The organism is Legionella hackeliae, assembly GCF_000953655.1.
In the GTDB taxonomy this organism is placed as follows: domain Bacteria; phylum Pseudomonadota; class Gammaproteobacteria; order Legionellales; family Legionellaceae; genus Tatlockia; species Tatlockia hackeliae.
In genome coordinates this window covers 1,862,229-1,876,840 of record NZ_LN681225.1, presented here as the reverse complement: position 1 = coordinate 1,876,840, position 14,612 = coordinate 1,862,229, and the positions used below count along the sequence as shown (strand labels likewise).

The following is a 14,612-nucleotide window of genomic DNA, read 5'->3' as shown; positions in this document are numbered from 1 at the left end:
ATTTGAATTACCTAAGCTACTAATTGCTCCATAGAAAAGATAGGTAGTAATGTTGCAAGAACAATAAAAAGTACAACCGCGCCCATTAATAAAATCACTAAAGGTTCCAGCAAGGTAAGGGCTGTATCTATTAATCGTTTGACTTCGCTATCCATATGAGAGGCGGCTCGCTCCATCATTACTGCAATTTGTCCGCTTTTTTCCCCACTGGCGATTAAATGAGTTGCCATTGGACTTAGAAAGCCAGTTTCTTTAAGTGCCTGATTAATCGCTGTTCCTTCTCGTACTCGTACAGTCGCTTGATCAAAAGCATTATGCATCACAAGATTGGTCAGAAGACTTGCAGATACACGCATTGTTTCAAGCACACTGACTCCAGCGGCAAACAAAATTCCAAAGGTATGAATATAGCGTGCTACATTCACTGACCTCACTAAATAAGACGTTACAGGTAACCTTAATAAAAGCCTGTGCCACGCAGTGCGAATATTAACATTTGAGAGACTCTTCTTGAAAGCGGTTAAGAGCAAAATGAACAATAATAGAACTATTAATCCGTATGATTTTATAAATCCGCTAATAGAAATGAGAACATGGGTCATTGCAGGCAACGATTGGCCACTGCTGGTGAAGACTTCAATAATTTTGGGGACGACAAAAGCTAACAAGAAACTAATAATTGTCGTAGAGACAATAATCATTAGGGAAGGATAAATAAGTGCCTGTTGAATTTTTTGCTTTGTCTCTTGTTGATTTTCAGTATAGTCGGCAAGTTTTTCCAGGACCAAATCTAAACGTCCCGTTTGTTCTCCTGCACCAACCGTTGCGCGATATAATTCAGGAAAAGCATTCGGAAACTCGCCCATCGCTTGGGCTAAGGCGTAGCCTTCCACAACCTTGGCACGAACGCCTATAATTAATTCACGTACTTTATCTTTTTCGGTTTGCTCACTTACACCCCGTAAGGATTCTTCCACAGGAATACCTGCTGCGAGTAAAGTAGCCAATTGTCGAGTTAGAAGCGCTAAATCTTGCGATGACAACTTATCTTTTCGACGAGCTTGCTGCTGTTTTGCTAAAGTGCGAATTTGGGTAGGAATCATACCTCGATCACGCAATAACTGGCGTGCGTGGCGCTCAGAGTCTGCCTCTATAACGCCTTTTGTGGTATTTCCTGTTTTGCTTAGCGCTTGATAATGATAGGCGCCCATAGATGTTCATATTTGGTTGAAATAAACCAGTTTAATCTATTGGGTTTAGTAAGTCACTTAAGGTAGACTAGCTGTGGCCAATCTTGGAGAGAAAAATGAGTAAAGATAGAGTATTTGAGGCAATAAAAAAACATGATGCTAAATTTATTGACTTTCGATTTACTGATACTCGAGGGAAGGAGCAACATATAACAGTTCCAGTATCAGCAATTGATGATGACTTAATTGAAAATGGTAAAATGATTGATGGTTCATCAATTAAAGGTTGGCAGAAAATTCATCAGTCAGATTTGGCACTTATCCCTGATCTAGATACCATACTCCCCGATCCATTTTATCAAGATAGCACGTTGATTATTCGCTGCAATGTTGTGGATCCACAAACCATGTTAGGGTATGACAGAGACCCACGCTCCATCGCAAAGCGTGCGGAAGTTTATCTGCAATCCACTGGAATTGCTGACAACGCATTCTTTGGTCCTGAACCTGAATTTTTCTTATTCGATAGCGTACGCTGGGGCACAAATATTCGTGGTGCTTTTTATGAAATTGATTCTGATGAAGGTCAATGGAACTCAGAGAAAGTTTTTGAAGGTGGGAATATTGGTCACCGACCAAGTGTTAAGGGCGGTTATTTCCCCGTACCACCCGTTGATTCGTCTCAAGATGTTCGTTCCGCAATTTGTTTGACACTTGAACAATTAGGATTAGTTGTTGAAGCACACCACCATGAAGTTGCAACTGCGAACCAGTGTGAAGTGGCAACTCGTTTTAACACGCTAATGAAAAAAGCAGACGAGATGCAACTCTTAAAGTATGTCATTCATAATGTTGCTCATAATTACGGAAAAACAGCGACATTTATGCCGAAACCTTTAGTTGGCGACAACGGGAACGGCATGCATTGTCATCAGTCTTTAATGAAAGATGGTGTTAATTTATTCGCTGGTGATCAATATGCAGGTTTATCGGAAACAGCGCTTTATTATATTGGTGGTATTATAAAGCACGCCCGTGCCTTGAATGCTTTAACTAACCCGGCTACAAATAGCTATAAGCGTTTGGTACCTGGTTTTGAAGCACCAGTGCTTTTAGCGTATTCAGCTCGTAACCGTTCCGCGGCGATTCGGATTCCTCATGTTAGTAGTCCAAAGGCTCGTCGTATCGAAGTCCGTTTCCCTGATCCAATGGCAAATCCTTACCTTGCTTTTGCAGCCATGATGATGGCAGGACTGGATGGTATTCAAAAGAAAATCCACCCAGGACAGCCCATGGATAAAGATTTGTATGATCTACCTCCGGAAGAATTAATTGATGTACCGACAGTATGTAATTCTCTGGAGCAGGCGGTGTATCATCTGCAGCAAGATCAAGACTTTTTATTACAAGGTGATGTATTTACCAAAGACTTTATCAAGAGCTATATTGAGCTGCGCGAAGCAGAAATCTCAATGATGAGAAGTATGGTGCATCCTCTTGAGTTTGAATGGTATTACAGTCTCTAACATTCCTCAAAAAATAGTTGTTAATTACTTCTTGTTCTTGGTTGTTAGTTTCTGACTATTGATGTAGACAAGACTAGCAACCAGACATCTTTTCTAATTTGTCGCCCTTGAAATTACGAGTAAAACCCACATATAGCAGTCTAACTGTTTTATTTTATTGTATAAAATTTGGAGATTCATAAATGGTGAGTAAGCAGCAAACAATGGGCTTTCAAACTGAAGTAAAGCAAATGTTGCATTTGGTAGTTCATTCTCTATATTCCAACAAAGAGATATTCCTGCGTGAATTAGTTTCCAACGCTTCTGATGCTTTAGACAAATTACGCTTTCTTGCTCTTTCGGATTCCTCGCTCTACGAAGGAGACTCTGATTTACGCATTGTCATCGACTTCAATGAAAAAAATAGAACACTGAGTATTAAAGATAATGGCATTGGTTTAAATTGGGATGAGGCAGTCGAGAATTTAGGTACGATTGCAAAATCTGGAACAAAAGAATTTATGAGCCATTTGACTGGTGAAGGTGCTAAGGATGCTCATTTAATTGGTCAATTTGGAGTAGGTTTTTATTCCGCATTTATTGTGGCAGACAAAGTCACAGTGAAAAGCCGAAAGGCAGGTCTTAAACCTGAAGAGGGTATTGTCTGGCAATCTAACGGCGAAGGCGAATTTACCATTGGTCATGAAAAGAAAGCTGAACGTGGTACTGAAGTCATTCTGCATTTGAAAAAAGATCAGGATGAATTTTTAAGCGATTGGCGTCTGCGTAACGTGATTACAAAGTACTCGGATCATATTTGTTGGCCTATCATCATGAAAAAAAGAGATGATGAGAATAAAGAAACCAACGAAGTTGAAACAGTCAATAAAGCGACAGCACTTTGGACATTGCAAAAATCTGAAATTAGTGATGAAGATTATAAGACGCTCTATAAGCATATCTCTCATGATTTTCAAGATCCTTTGACATGGTCGCATAACCATGTAGAAGGGAAGCAGGATTACATTAGTCTACTGTATATTCCAACCCAAGCACCGTTTGATTTGTGGCAACAAGAGATGAAGCACGGTTTAAAACTCTATGTAAAACGTGTTTTTATCATGGATGATGCTGCACAATTTTTACCAAGATATTTACGTTTCGTTCGGGGTATTATTGATGCAAGTGATTTGCCGTTAAATGTGTCACGCGAGATCTTGCAAGAAAACAAGCAGGTGGAAGCGATTAGAGCGGCTAGTACCAAACGTGTACTCTCTATGTTAGAGAAACTGAGCAATCAGGATCCTGAAGTTTATCAAAAATTCTGGAATGAATTTGGTTTGGTACTTAAAGAAGGTCCAATAGAAGATTATAGCAACCGTGAAGCTGTTGCGAAATTGTTGCGCTTTGCTACCACCAAAAGTGATTCTGAGAAACAAAATGTATCATTAACTGATTACATTTCACGCATGAAAGAAGGGCAAGATAAAATCTATTATTTAACAGCGTCTAGTTATAATGCTGCTAAACATAGCCCACATCTTGAAATATTTAAGAAAAAAGACATTGAGGTTTTACTATTAAGTGATCGAATTGATGAATGGTTAGTGGGTTATATGAATGAGTTTGATGGTAAGAAATTACAATCAATCAGTAAGGGTAAAATTGACTTGGATGTTGCTGATGCACCGGAGATTAAGGAGCAAGAAGAATCTCTAGCACCTATGCTCAAACAAATCAAAGATGTTTTGGGTGATAGAGTCAAAGAGGTTCAGTTAACAAATCGCTTAACCGATTCGCCTGCGTGTATTGTGGCAGATGAACATGACATGGGATTGGAAATGCAGCGTATATTGCAGGCTGCGGGACAGCAAGTAGGGCCAACCAAGCCGATTTTTGAAATCAATCCACAACACGCTCTAATTAAACGTCTACATGGCATCACTGATGACAGCCGTTTTGCAGAATGGGTGGTTATGTTATTCGAACAAGCAGTTCTTGCAGAGGGTGGACAATTAGATAACCCTGCTGATTTCGTAAGCCGGGTGAATAAACTGCTGCTTGACGCTTAATTACACGACTCGTTACTCGTCATTGTGAAATGCAGTGAAGCAATCCACATTATCACTATCTACGTGCCTCGGCTTGTCCGAGGCATCTAGAATATGCTGAGACCACGTAATTTTTCATACAAATTTCCCAATAATATTTCTTATTTTTATTTAATAAGGATTGAACATCCAAGCCCAGGCATGTAGGAGTGAGAGTTTTAACCCTATGGTTTACCTACCAGAGTTGTTACGGGTTACTGAACAATGGTTCATTAGGCGCATCTAGCCTTTATTACGGAAGTAAATTTAAACTCGTCATTGTGAACGAAGTACAGCAATCTACAACTCCTCGTATTCATCCATAAATAATGAAAGCCAGTTGCAAAATGTAAATTTTATTCATAAGGTTAAGTCAGCAGTTTATAATTTTGACAAGGCAGTTTGAGTATAAATGTGAATTGAGCCAAAGGAGTTGGTTATGACAGTGTCTAATTTTGATCAAAATAAAGCAGAAAAATTTGCTGAGCATTTGCTAGTAATGATGAGTCACGCAGCTTTAGCATTAATGTTATCGATTGGTCATAGAACCAGGTTATTCGATACTATGAGCAAAATGTCTTTTTCAACGAGTGCAGAAATTGCAAAAAAGGCAAATCTACAGGAACGTTATGTTCGCGAGTGGTTAAATGCCTTAGTTGCTGGGGGCATTGTTAGTTATAGTGCCGAGAATAAAAGTTATAGTTTACCCGCAGAGCATGCTGCTTTTTTAACAAGAGAAGCCTCTCCAAATAATTTTGCTGTCATGGCTCAATTTATCCCCATATTGGCTTATGTTGAAGATTCCCTGGTGCAAGCATTTTCTCAGGGGGGAGGAGTACCTTATGAAGCATACCCTCGCTTTCACGAAGTTATGGCAGAAGAGAGTAAGCAAACAATTTTATCGAATCTTCTAGAAAAAACTCTTCCTTTAGTCGTTGGAATACAACAAAAATTGCAACAAGGCATTCAAGTGTTAGATATTGGTTGTGGCTATGCTGAAGCGTTAACGCTTATGGCAAAAACTTACCCCAAGAGTCAATTCACTGGCTATGATTTATGTGATGAAACAATAAGACATGCACAAAAAACTGCTAAAGAAAATGCATTAACCAATATTCATTTTGAACAGAAAGATTTATCGGATTGGCATGAGCGAGAACGATATGACTTGATTACAGGATTTGATGTAATTCATGATCAAGCTCAGCCTGCCAAAGTTTTAAAGGGTGTCTATAATGCGTTGAAGGCTGATGGCGTTTTTCTTATGCAGGATATTAGAACATCCAGTTTGGTAGAAAAAAATATAGGTAGTCCAACAGCGCCTTTTATTTATACGATATCGTGCATGCATTGCATGACTGTTTCCCTCTCCCAAGATGGGGCTGGGTTAGGAGCCGCTTGGGGTGAAGAGTTAGCCGAACAAATGTTGATGGAAGCAGGTTTTCTAAATGTAAAAAAACATTATTTAGAGCATGACATTCTGAATACTTATTACCTGGTAAGAAAATAGGGTGGAGTTATAAGTAGGCTGAGATGTGTGTGAAAAATCATGTGAAAGCGGAACAATCCCGAAGTTAATTTTACCCCAATAATGTAAGCCGCTTTCACTAATAATATCCTTTGCTTTGAAACGCTAACCGCGTTACCAAGCAAATAAGATTTGCATAGTTTCTTTTTTTAACAGAAATGAATCAAATATAGATTTTATAATTACTCGTCCGTTAAACGGAAATACTTTGTACCAAAGTAACGTTGTAATTTTTTCCTGATAGTGCCGCGGCTGATTCCAAGCATTCTTGCTGCTTGCAGTTGGTTTCCACGTCGTTTTTCCATAACAGCTTGTAAAAGAGGTGGCTCAACTTCTGAAAGAATCATGTCATAGAGATCATCAATAGGTTTATTTTTATTCTCAGCAAGAAAACGGGTTACTAAGCTATAAACTAGATCTTGGAGACCTTGATCTTGTTTCACGCTTTGAGAAGAGGCTTGTGTTTCAATGACATTCATCATAACTTCCTTATTCTGGTTAAATCATTCTATCCAAATACTTTCATTATCATATGAAAGCTAAATTTATTGTACATGAAGGTTAATTGATAATCTAGAAGTTACAAAAAAAAGGGCGCATTTATCAAATAAGATTACGATGAGTTTACGCTAAGACACAATAGCTAATTCTTGTTTAACTAAATCAGTTAAGCTGCAATCAGCCTCTTGATGAGAAAGAGAAAGTTTCAGCTGTTTAAGACGTCTAGACATCCGCTGAATGACATCATTGTCAGTAAGTAATTCAGTAACTATTCGACTTAATTCCTTGGCATTACAATCGTATTGTAATAGTTCGGGGACCACCATTTCGTTTTTTAACAAATTGCAAAGACCTAGGTATTTAACTTTTATAACCTGCATTGCTGCAATGTAGCTGATTAAAGAGCTTTTATAAATAATGCACATAGGTTTTTCAAGCAATGCACACTCTAAAGACGCTGTACCAGATGCCACAACAACGCAATCACTACAGGCGGCTACCTCCGTCGCTCTACCCTTGATAAAAGAAATAGTTACTTGGCTTTTCGCGAAATAAGATTGTATAAGTTCTGGCTTTAAACTTTGAGCAATAGGAATGACAAAATGCAGATCAGTATTTTGTTGGCTAAGCATTTCTGCAGTTTGTACTAATATTGGCATATGTTTTTCTATTTCATTTCTTCGACTACCCGGCAGCATAGCAATAATGCGCTTATTTGTGGGTAAATTTAAATGAATACGGGCGTTTTCCTGATTGTCACAACATTGAATTTTGTCAACTAAAGGATGACCTACAAAAGAAACAGGAACATCTGCTTTTTGATAAATTTCTTTTTCAAAAGGTAGAATGACTGCCATTCTGTCAATGTTTGCGCGAATAGTTTCAATGCGATTTGCTTTCCAGGCCCAGATCTGGGGACTAATATAGTACAAAATTCGTATACCTAATTCTTGTTTGGCAAATTTCGCCAAACGCAAATTAAAGCCCGGATAGTCCACTAAAATTAACAAATCAGGCTTGGTGGTTTTAAGATGCAGTTTGATGGCATTAAATGCCTTTTTGATAACTTTTAAATGACGAATAACTTCAGATAAACCCGTTACGCCAAATCGAGCCAGGTCACTGATTAAACGAACACCTGCTTCCTGCATATGGCGACCACCGATACCACTAATTTGTAGATCTGGTTGCCATGCTTTAAGCTGATGGACCAGATTCGCAGCATGCATATCACCAGATTCTTCACCGGCAATGATAACAATCCGTTTAGATGAAGGCATTTCTAAGACTTAAATTTTTGTCAATTAGTGCTGTAATTTTTGCAGCAACTTCCAGGGCATCGCGCCCTTCTTCGCCTGTAACTAGTGGCGTTGTATCGTTTTCAATGCATAATAGAAATGCTTTGATTTCCTCCATCAATGCATCTCCTTTCTCAAATACAGACTGATGCCTTGTAATTTCTGGAATCCCAGGGAACATTTCACCGTCACCTTTTTGAAACACAGCAAATTGTTTATTGTGGTAATCAATTGAAATATAAGAATTGGGTTGAAAAATTCTCATGGATCGTTCCGTCTTAAAACTAATCCGACTTGCTGTGACATTAGCAACACAGTGATTTTCAAATGTAAGTCTGGCATTAGCGATATCAATTGATTTTGATAATATAGGGGCGCCTTGGGCATCAATATGGATAATAGGGCTTTTCACAATGGCCTGAATCAAATCGATGTCGTGAATCATCAAATCGAGGATTACATTGACATCAGTCCCACGAGGATTAAAAGGGGCAAGCCGTTGAGATTCAATAAACAAGGGATGTTCGAGATGATCATCCAATGCTAGACGTGCTGCATTGAAGCGCTCCAGGTGTCCAACTTGTAACTTAGCCTGATGCTTTTTTGCTAAAGCGATTAATTCATTAGCCTGCGCAACAGTTTCCGTGATGGGCTTTTCAATTAAAACATGAATACCTTGAGTCAGAAGCTCTTTAGCAATGTCATAATGCTTATTGGTAGTCGCTGCAATACTTACTGCATCCACCTTACCAAAGAGATCGCGATAGTCGAGAAACGCGGGAACATTTAATTCATGCGAAACTTTCTCACAGGCTTCTTTATTAACATCACAAATGGCAACTAAATCCACATTGGGTAACATTTGATATTTTTGCGCATGAAAGCGACCTAAATAACCTACCCCAATAACTGCACATCTAACCTTATTCATAAGCACAACATTGATAATAATTTGTGCGAATGATCGCATTTCCAACGTAATAAATCAATTAATTCAATAGTACAGAGTTGCGTGACACGCAAAGATCGTGATCAGAATGAAAAGCATCCAAGTTAGGTCAATAATTATTCTATGGGTGTCATTATTCCTGCCATCTATTTTTTTAGATGCGAAATCACATTGAAATAGGTATTATCGCTCTTTTACGAAGGTAGGAGCTTACGTTGTGGAGATGTATATAGCTGGCGTCGATGAAGTAGGGCGTGGTCCTTTAGCGGGGCCTGTGGTTACTGCCGCAGTTATTTTGCGCCATCCAATTGAAGGCGTTACTGATTCTAAAAAGCTTACTCCTTTGAAACGACAAAAACTGGCTGCCAAAATTAAAGAAGAAGCGTTTTGTTTTGCGTATGGCAGAGCGGAAGTTGATGAAATTGAAAAATTGAATATCCATCATGCCACCTTGTTAGCAATGAAGCGCGCTATTGAGGCGCTACCTATACAGCCTCAAGAAATTTGGGTTGATGGTTTATTTGTCCCGCAAGTACCGATTCCCTGTAAAGCTATTGTAGATGGAGATGGCTTAATTCCAGCAATTGGTGCCGCGTCTATTTTAGCCAAAGTATTACGTGATCAGGAAATGGAAGACATGGATATACTCTATCCAGGCTATGGCTTTGCTTCCCACAAAGGATATGCTACAGAAATGCATAGAAATGCATTGCTTCAATTGGGGCCTTGTGCAATTCATCGTAAAAATTTTTCCCCGGTGACAGAGCTTCTAGCCATGATAGAAGTTAAAGAAATCATTTAAAGTAAATGAAATTTATCTAATAGAGTTGGTAAGGTAATTCAATATTGGTTCTTTAAATGGGCAGTGTGGGCAAATTAATTGCAAAATAACTTCTCAGAAAACTCTCAAAGAGAAATACATGACTCTATCTTCCTCACGTCAATGACGTAATCAATTACGCAAATTACCATCATTATTCTAGAGCAATGACAGTTGTAAATTTGAAAAATATTCAAATTCCTCTTCCTCTACCATTAACAAAGCTCTCAACACAAAATGGTTATGAATTTCTAGTACGTGCATCGCATGGTCTTTTACATACACTATCAGCAGTTGATGGTTTATAGAAAGGCAGAATGTATTGCTTGATTTAGGTTTTGGGCAATTCATAGCAAAAGTTCTGCCCCAATAACTGAGCGGCTAGCAGCAGAATAAGAATAATTAAAGGAAACTACAGACAAACACGTTGAAATGAAATGAGAAAATTACACTCGATTCGATAATGTTTGGATGCCTCGGACAAGCCGGGGCAGGTTGGCTGCTAAAGATATCAAGCTGGTTGAGAATTATGAACTGATTGATTGCTCTTTTGGGCAATAATATCGTTCAGTTCTTCCAAATCAATAATATCTTTACCTGCTTCTCGCTGAATAAAATTAATTCGTCTTGCCAAACTTCCTTCCCATATCTGAATATTATGGCCTGTTTGGTTTGTCAGGGTGTAAAAGTCATAACCGATAGTGGGAAGATATTTATGATTTAAGGGCTCGCTAAAACTTAAAAACCGTATCAACTTAGTTTTGCCAGAGCTTTTCGGGCCGAAGAACGTTGCTTTTATTGTCATAAATAAATCCCAAATAAAAATTTTAAAAAATTATAATTAATTTTTATTAAGGAAAAATTATTCGAATCTACATGCTATTAAACAAAATTCGATGGGAACTTATTGACATCAGAATACCAAAACTGGTCAAAAATGTAACCATTGCTGTACCACCATAGCTGACCAGAGGCAGAGGAATGCCAACAACAGGTAAAATCCCCATCACCATTCCAATGTTTACAAAGGCGGAAAGGAAGAAGGTCATTGATAAGCTGGCAGCTAGTAAACGAGTAAAGCTTGTTTGCGCATTTCTTGCGATATAAAGACCTCGCAAAGAAATTAAAACGATTAAGACAATTAAAATGCTACTTCCTACAAAACCAAACTCTTCACCACTTACTGCAAAAATAAAATCAGTAGCATGTTCCGGCAGGAAATTCAAATGCGATTGGCTACCTTCAAGCCATCCTTTTCCAAACGCTCCTCCTGATCCAATAGCAATCTTGGATTGGATAATATGATAGCCCGAGCCTAATGGGTCTTGTTCAGGATTGAGCAGGGTAAAAATTCGTTGTTTTTGATAATCATGCATGAAATGCCATAATAAAGGAGCAGCACCTCCTATCATTGCTGCAAGAACCAATAAAATTTTCATGCTGATTCCTGCGAGAAATACGACACTTAATCCTGCTGCAACCACCATAATGGCTGTGCCTAAATCCGGCTGTTTGGCAATCAGCAAAGCCGGAAAAAAGATAATGACACCTGCGATAACTAACGATTTTAAATCAATAGGTTGTGATTTACGGTCAAAGTACCAGGCAGTCATCATAGGGATAGCAAGCTTCATTATTTCTGAGGGTTGGAAACGAAATAATCCTAAATCAAGCCAGCGTTGCGCGCCCTTACCGATTTTTCCCATAAGCATTACTGCAATTAGTAAGCTTAACCCTATGCCATAAATCCAGGGGGTCCAAACTTTATACTTGTGCGGCGGAATGACTGCAAAAACCATCATAATGCCCATTGCAAACGTAAGTCGCATGGACTGGCGAAATACCATACTTATATTCTGATTTGATGCACTGTAGAGTACTAACATGCCGAAAGCAATCAATATTAAAAGCAAACCCAGCATGGGAAAATCAGTATGAATAGATTTTGTGGTAAATCGATAGACTGGACGAACATGATGTGCTTTCATGATTTCTCTTCATTTTTTTTCAATTCAAAATAAGCATCTAAAACTTTACGTGCCACATTTGAGGCAGCAAAATCATTTTCAACCACAACAGCTAAAGCAATCTCTGGGTTTTCAACTGGTGCAAAAGCAATGAATAATGAATTGTCTCTTAAATACTCAGGAATATCTTCATAGCGAGCCTTTTCATATTGGTGGCCCCCAAACACTTGCGCCGTACCAGTTTTTGCCGCGACAGAATAAGGCGCATTGCGTCCAAAACGATAGCCAGTTCCTTCATTATTAGTAATTACGGCTTGCATTCCCTCGGCAACAATTGTCCAATAATTTTCATCTTTAAGACGCATAGGATATTCTTCAAGGACTTTATACTCATGGGTCTTGCCGTTATCACTTTGCACAGACTTTTGTAGTAAATGAGGGCGAAAGCGTTTTCCTTTTTGACTTAAAGAGGCGGTGGCATTGGCAAGTTGCAAAGGGGAGGCCAGCATAAAACCTTGGCCTATTGACGTAATAACGGTATCCCCGGGGTACCAGGAAACTCCTTTATTTTGCATCTTCCAGTGCTTGTTAGGGACTAAGCCTGAGGCTTCTTCATGCAAATCAACATGAGTTAACTGCCCAAAACCAAATTTCACAAGCATGTCTTCAATGGCGGCTATCCCCATTTTATGCCCGAGTTGATAGAAATAAGTATCACAAGATACAGTGATTGCGCGTTTTAAATTAATTACTCCGTGCCCAGTTTTTTTCCAATCGCGATAAGCATGACTAACTCCGGGTAAGCGGAACCAACCTGGATCAAAAATGCTAAAGTGGGCATCCACTGCACCTTTTTCTAAACCAGCCAGTCCCATAAATGGCTTAATGGTCGATGCCGGTGGGTATAAACCTCTCACTGCACGGTTATAAAGTGGCCTGTCGCGTGCTGTTGAGAGTTGCTGGTATTCTCCGGATGTAATGCCATTGACGAAAATATTGGGATCAAAGCTTGGCGAGCTTGCCATGGCTAAAATTTCACCATTCTTAGTGTTAATGGCAACGACAGCACCTCGTTTATCTTTTAATGCTTCATAAGCGGCTTGTTGCAAACGAGAATCAATAGTTAGATATAGTTTTTCACCGGATACAGGATTTTTCTTATTTAAAACACGAACGGTTCGACCACTCACGTCGATTTCAATTTGTTGATAACCTACTTCACCATGCAAAATATCTTCATAAAATTTTTCAATGCCTGATTTTCCGATGAAATTCGTGGCGCGATAATTGGTTGGGTCTACTTGACGCAATTCCTGCACGTTGATGCGCCCAACATAGCCTAAAATATGTGAGGTTATATCTCCAAGGGGATAAAAACGCATAAGTCGTGCTTTAATACTAACCCCTGGAAATTGGTATTGGTTGCTGGCAAAGGTAGCGACGTCTTCCTGAGTCAATTTAAGCTTTAGAGGAATTGGAACAAAAGAGCGGTTCTGTTTTCGCGCCTTATTAAAGTTATCAATGTCATCTTCTGTGATGGAGGGGAGTAAATTTTTAAGTTTTTCTAATGTAATTGTCAGATTTTTTACCCGTTCTGGAATAATTTCCAAAACGTAAACAGGAATATTTTCAGCTAACACTACTCCGTTTCTATCAAGAATAATACCTCTTGGCGGGGCAATAGGAATAACACTCATCTGATTTTTTAAAGACAGTGTTTGATAGCGTTTAAATTGGGAGATTTGTAAATAAGCAAGGCGAAAAATAAGAGTAAAGGACAATAAAACAATAAAAATTACTAGCAAATTTAATCGAAAGCGTTGTAAGCGCGCGTCTACGCTGTCTCTATGTATCGATTTATTTAAACGCATATTAAATGGCTATGAAATAAAGAAATAAAACAACACATCTTAGCGTAAAATTTCATCGGTGATAAGGGTGATTGTGAATAATAGACCATGCTCTATAAAGTGTCTCCAATAAAAGGATCCGTACTAAGGGATGCGGAAGCGTTAATTTTGATAATGACCAACGTTCATGACACTTATTAAGTACTTCAGGGGCCAGACCTTCAGGGCCGCCAATGATAAAACATAAATGACTGGCAATATTTTGTAATTGCTCGAGCTTTTGAGCCAAACTTTCGCTATTAAATGCCTCACCTTGCATATCGAGAGCGATAATCCTTGCACCAGAAGGAAGAGCATTGACAATTAAAGTGGCTTCTTTATCCAAAATACGGGCTAAATCACTTGATTTTCCCCTCCTCGCCAAAGGAATTTCAAGAAGGGTAAGGTTTGCATATTCTTGCAGACGCTTTGAAAACTCAGCAACGGCTTGGGTAACCCAAGTAGGCATTTTGTTACCACAAGCAATTAATGTTATTTTTAACATAGTTAATTATTCGATGGATTTTGCCAAAGGCCCTCTAAATTATAAAAGGAGCGAATATCTGCCAACATTACATGAAGTACAAAATCACCAAAATCCACCAGTACCCACTCGCCGGTTTCCAATCCATTTTGGCTTAATGCTTTTAATCCCTCTGCTTTCATTTTTTCAATCACTAATTCAGCAATGGCTTTAACATGTCTGGAAGAGCGACCACTGCAGATAACCATATAATCAGTGACAGAAGTTTGTTGTGTGACATTAATGGTAACAATATCAATGGCTTGGTTATCGTCGAGTGCTTTAACAAGTTTTTTTAACAATAATGGTTGCTCAGACATAATGGGTAAAATCTCTCCAAAAGGGGTGGATG

The 14,612-nt window shown here is 38.8% G+C and carries 14 protein-coding genes; 5 read left to right on the top strand and 9 right to left on the bottom strand.

Annotated features, from left to right (window positions below; genetic code table 11):
* Positions 1-11 precede the first annotated feature (11 nt).
* Complete coding sequence (gene lspF, locus LHA_RS08410; protein ID WP_045106146.1) at positions 12-1,211, bottom strand: GspF family T2SS innner membrane protein variant LspF; 1,200 nt, start codon at positions 1,209-1,211, stop codon at positions 12-14.
* Between the two features lie 95 nt (positions 1,212-1,306).
* On the opposite strand from lspF, the gene glnA reads away from it, so the two are divergent.
* From glnA to LHA_RS08395, 3 genes are all read left to right on the top strand, one after another.
* Positions 1,307-2,716, top strand: coding sequence for a type I glutamate--ammonia ligase (gene glnA, locus LHA_RS08405; protein WP_045106145.1), 1,410 nt, complete (start codon positions 1,307-1,309; stop codon positions 2,714-2,716).
* A gap of 182 nt (positions 2,717-2,898) precedes the next feature.
* Entirely contained in the window at positions 2,899-4,767 is a 1,869-nt protein-coding gene (gene htpG / locus LHA_RS08400; RefSeq protein ID WP_045106144.1) for a molecular chaperone HtpG, read from the top strand.
* Positions 4,768-5,224: 457 nt separating this feature from the next.
* The gene (locus LHA_RS08395; RefSeq protein ID WP_045106143.1) at positions 5,225-6,295 is read left to right on the top strand and encodes a class I SAM-dependent methyltransferase; all 1,071 of its coding nucleotides are present in this window, start codon (positions 5,225-5,227) and stop codon (positions 6,293-6,295) included.
* A gap of 200 nt (positions 6,296-6,495) precedes the next feature.
* On the opposite strand, the gene LHA_RS08390 is transcribed toward LHA_RS08395, so the two are convergent.
* The 3 genes from LHA_RS08390 to LHA_RS08380 all read right to left on the bottom strand — a co-directional run bounded on the left by LHA_RS08390 (position 6,496) and on the right by LHA_RS08380 (position 9,043).
* Entirely contained in the window at positions 6,496-6,792 is a 297-nt protein-coding gene (locus tag LHA_RS08390) for a helix-turn-helix domain-containing protein (protein WP_045106142.1), read from the bottom strand.
* Positions 6,793-6,942: 150 nt separating this feature from the next.
* On the bottom strand, positions 6,943-8,094 hold the full coding sequence (gene lpxB / locus LHA_RS08385; RefSeq protein ID WP_045106141.1) for a lipid-A-disaccharide synthase: 1,152 nt from the start codon (positions 8,092-8,094) through the stop codon (positions 6,943-6,945).
* Positions 8,081-9,043, bottom strand: coding sequence for a Gfo/Idh/MocA family protein (locus LHA_RS08380; RefSeq protein WP_045107482.1), 963 nt, complete (start codon positions 9,041-9,043; stop codon positions 8,081-8,083). The genes lpxB and LHA_RS08380 overlap by 14 nt, the downstream gene beginning before the upstream one ends.
* A gap of 241 nt (positions 9,044-9,284) precedes the next feature.
* Between LHA_RS08380 and rnhB the strand changes: the two genes are divergently transcribed.
* The gene (rnhB, locus tag LHA_RS08375) at positions 9,285-9,863 is read left to right on the top strand and encodes a ribonuclease HII (protein WP_045106140.1); all 579 of its coding nucleotides are present in this window, start codon (positions 9,285-9,287) and stop codon (positions 9,861-9,863) included.
* Between the two features lie 185 nt (positions 9,864-10,048).
* Positions 10,049-10,189 (top strand): hypothetical protein, encoded by a 141-nt coding sequence (locus LHA_RS16945; RefSeq protein ID WP_156413564.1) that lies wholly within the window; start codon positions 10,049-10,051, stop codon positions 10,187-10,189.
* Between the two features lie 203 nt (positions 10,190-10,392).
* Here the strand turns inward: LHA_RS16945 and LHA_RS08370 are convergent, their stop codons facing one another.
* The 5 genes from LHA_RS08370 to rsfS form a co-directional block, all read right to left on the bottom strand.
* Positions 10,393-10,686 carry a P-loop NTPase family protein gene (locus LHA_RS08370; protein ID WP_045106139.1) on the bottom strand — a complete coding sequence of 98 codons (294 nt, stop codon included), beginning with the start codon at positions 10,684-10,686 and terminating at the stop codon, positions 10,393-10,395.
* A gap of 67 nt (positions 10,687-10,753) precedes the next feature.
* On the bottom strand, positions 10,754-11,869 hold the full coding sequence (gene rodA, locus LHA_RS08365; protein ID WP_045106138.1) for a rod shape-determining protein RodA: 1,116 nt from the start codon (positions 11,867-11,869) through the stop codon (positions 10,754-10,756).
* Positions 11,866-13,719 (bottom strand): penicillin-binding protein 2, encoded by a 1,854-nt coding sequence (gene mrdA, locus LHA_RS08360; protein ID WP_045106137.1) that lies wholly within the window; start codon positions 13,717-13,719, stop codon positions 11,866-11,868. The genes rodA and mrdA overlap by 4 nt, the downstream gene beginning before the upstream one ends.
* Positions 13,720-13,771: 52 nt before the next feature.
* Positions 13,772-14,242, bottom strand: coding sequence for a 23S rRNA (pseudouridine(1915)-N(3))-methyltransferase RlmH (gene rlmH, locus LHA_RS08355; RefSeq protein ID WP_045106136.1), 471 nt, complete (start codon positions 14,240-14,242; stop codon positions 13,772-13,774).
* Positions 14,243-14,244: 2 nt separating this feature from the next.
* Entirely contained in the window at positions 14,245-14,580 is a 336-nt protein-coding gene (rsfS, locus tag LHA_RS08350; protein WP_045106135.1) for a ribosome silencing factor, read from the bottom strand.
* Positions 14,581-14,612 lie beyond the last annotated feature (32 nt).

What these genes read in the sequence shown, in the direction of transcription:
- lspF (WP_045106146.1), bottom strand. Translation starts at nt 1,211, where the DNA reads ATGGGCGCCTATCATTATCAAGCGCTAAGCAAAACAGGAAATACCACA.
- glnA (WP_045106145.1), top strand. Translation starts at nt 1,307, where the DNA reads ATGAGTAAAGATAGAGTATTTGAGGCAATAAAAAAACATGATGCTAAA.
- htpG (WP_045106144.1), top strand. Translation starts at nt 2,899, where the DNA reads ATGGTGAGTAAGCAGCAAACAATGGGCTTTCAAACTGAAGTAAAGCAA.
- LHA_RS08395 (WP_045106143.1), top strand. Translation starts at nt 5,225, where the DNA reads ATGACAGTGTCTAATTTTGATCAAAATAAAGCAGAAAAATTTGCTGAG.
- LHA_RS08390 (WP_045106142.1), bottom strand. Translation starts at nt 6,792, where the DNA reads ATGAATGTCATTGAAACACAAGCCTCTTCTCAAAGCGTGAAACAAGAT.
- lpxB (WP_045106141.1), bottom strand. Translation starts at nt 8,094, where the DNA reads ATGCCTTCATCTAAACGGATTGTTATCATTGCCGGTGAAGAATCTGGT.
- LHA_RS08380 (WP_045107482.1), bottom strand. Translation starts at nt 9,043, where the DNA reads ATGAATAAGGTTAGATGTGCAGTTATTGGGGTAGGTTATTTAGGTCGC.
- rnhB (WP_045106140.1), top strand. Translation starts at nt 9,285, where the DNA reads ATGTATATAGCTGGCGTCGATGAAGTAGGGCGTGGTCCTTTAGCGGGG.
- LHA_RS16945 (WP_156413564.1), top strand. Translation starts at nt 10,049, where the DNA reads ATGACAGTTGTAAATTTGAAAAATATTCAAATTCCTCTTCCTCTACCA.
- LHA_RS08370 (WP_045106139.1), bottom strand. Translation starts at nt 10,686, where the DNA reads ATGACAATAAAAGCAACGTTCTTCGGCCCGAAAAGCTCTGGCAAAACT.
- rodA (WP_045106138.1), bottom strand. Translation starts at nt 11,869, where the DNA reads ATGAAAGCACATCATGTTCGTCCAGTCTATCGATTTACCACAAAATCT.
- mrdA (WP_045106137.1), bottom strand. Translation starts at nt 13,719, where the DNA reads ATGCGTTTAAATAAATCGATACATAGAGACAGCGTAGACGCGCGCTTA.
- rlmH (WP_045106136.1), bottom strand. Translation starts at nt 14,242, where the DNA reads ATGTTAAAAATAACATTAATTGCTTGTGGTAACAAAATGCCTACTTGG.
- rsfS (WP_045106135.1), bottom strand. Translation starts at nt 14,580, where the DNA reads ATGTCTGAGCAACCATTATTGTTAAAAAAACTTGTTAAAGCACTCGAC.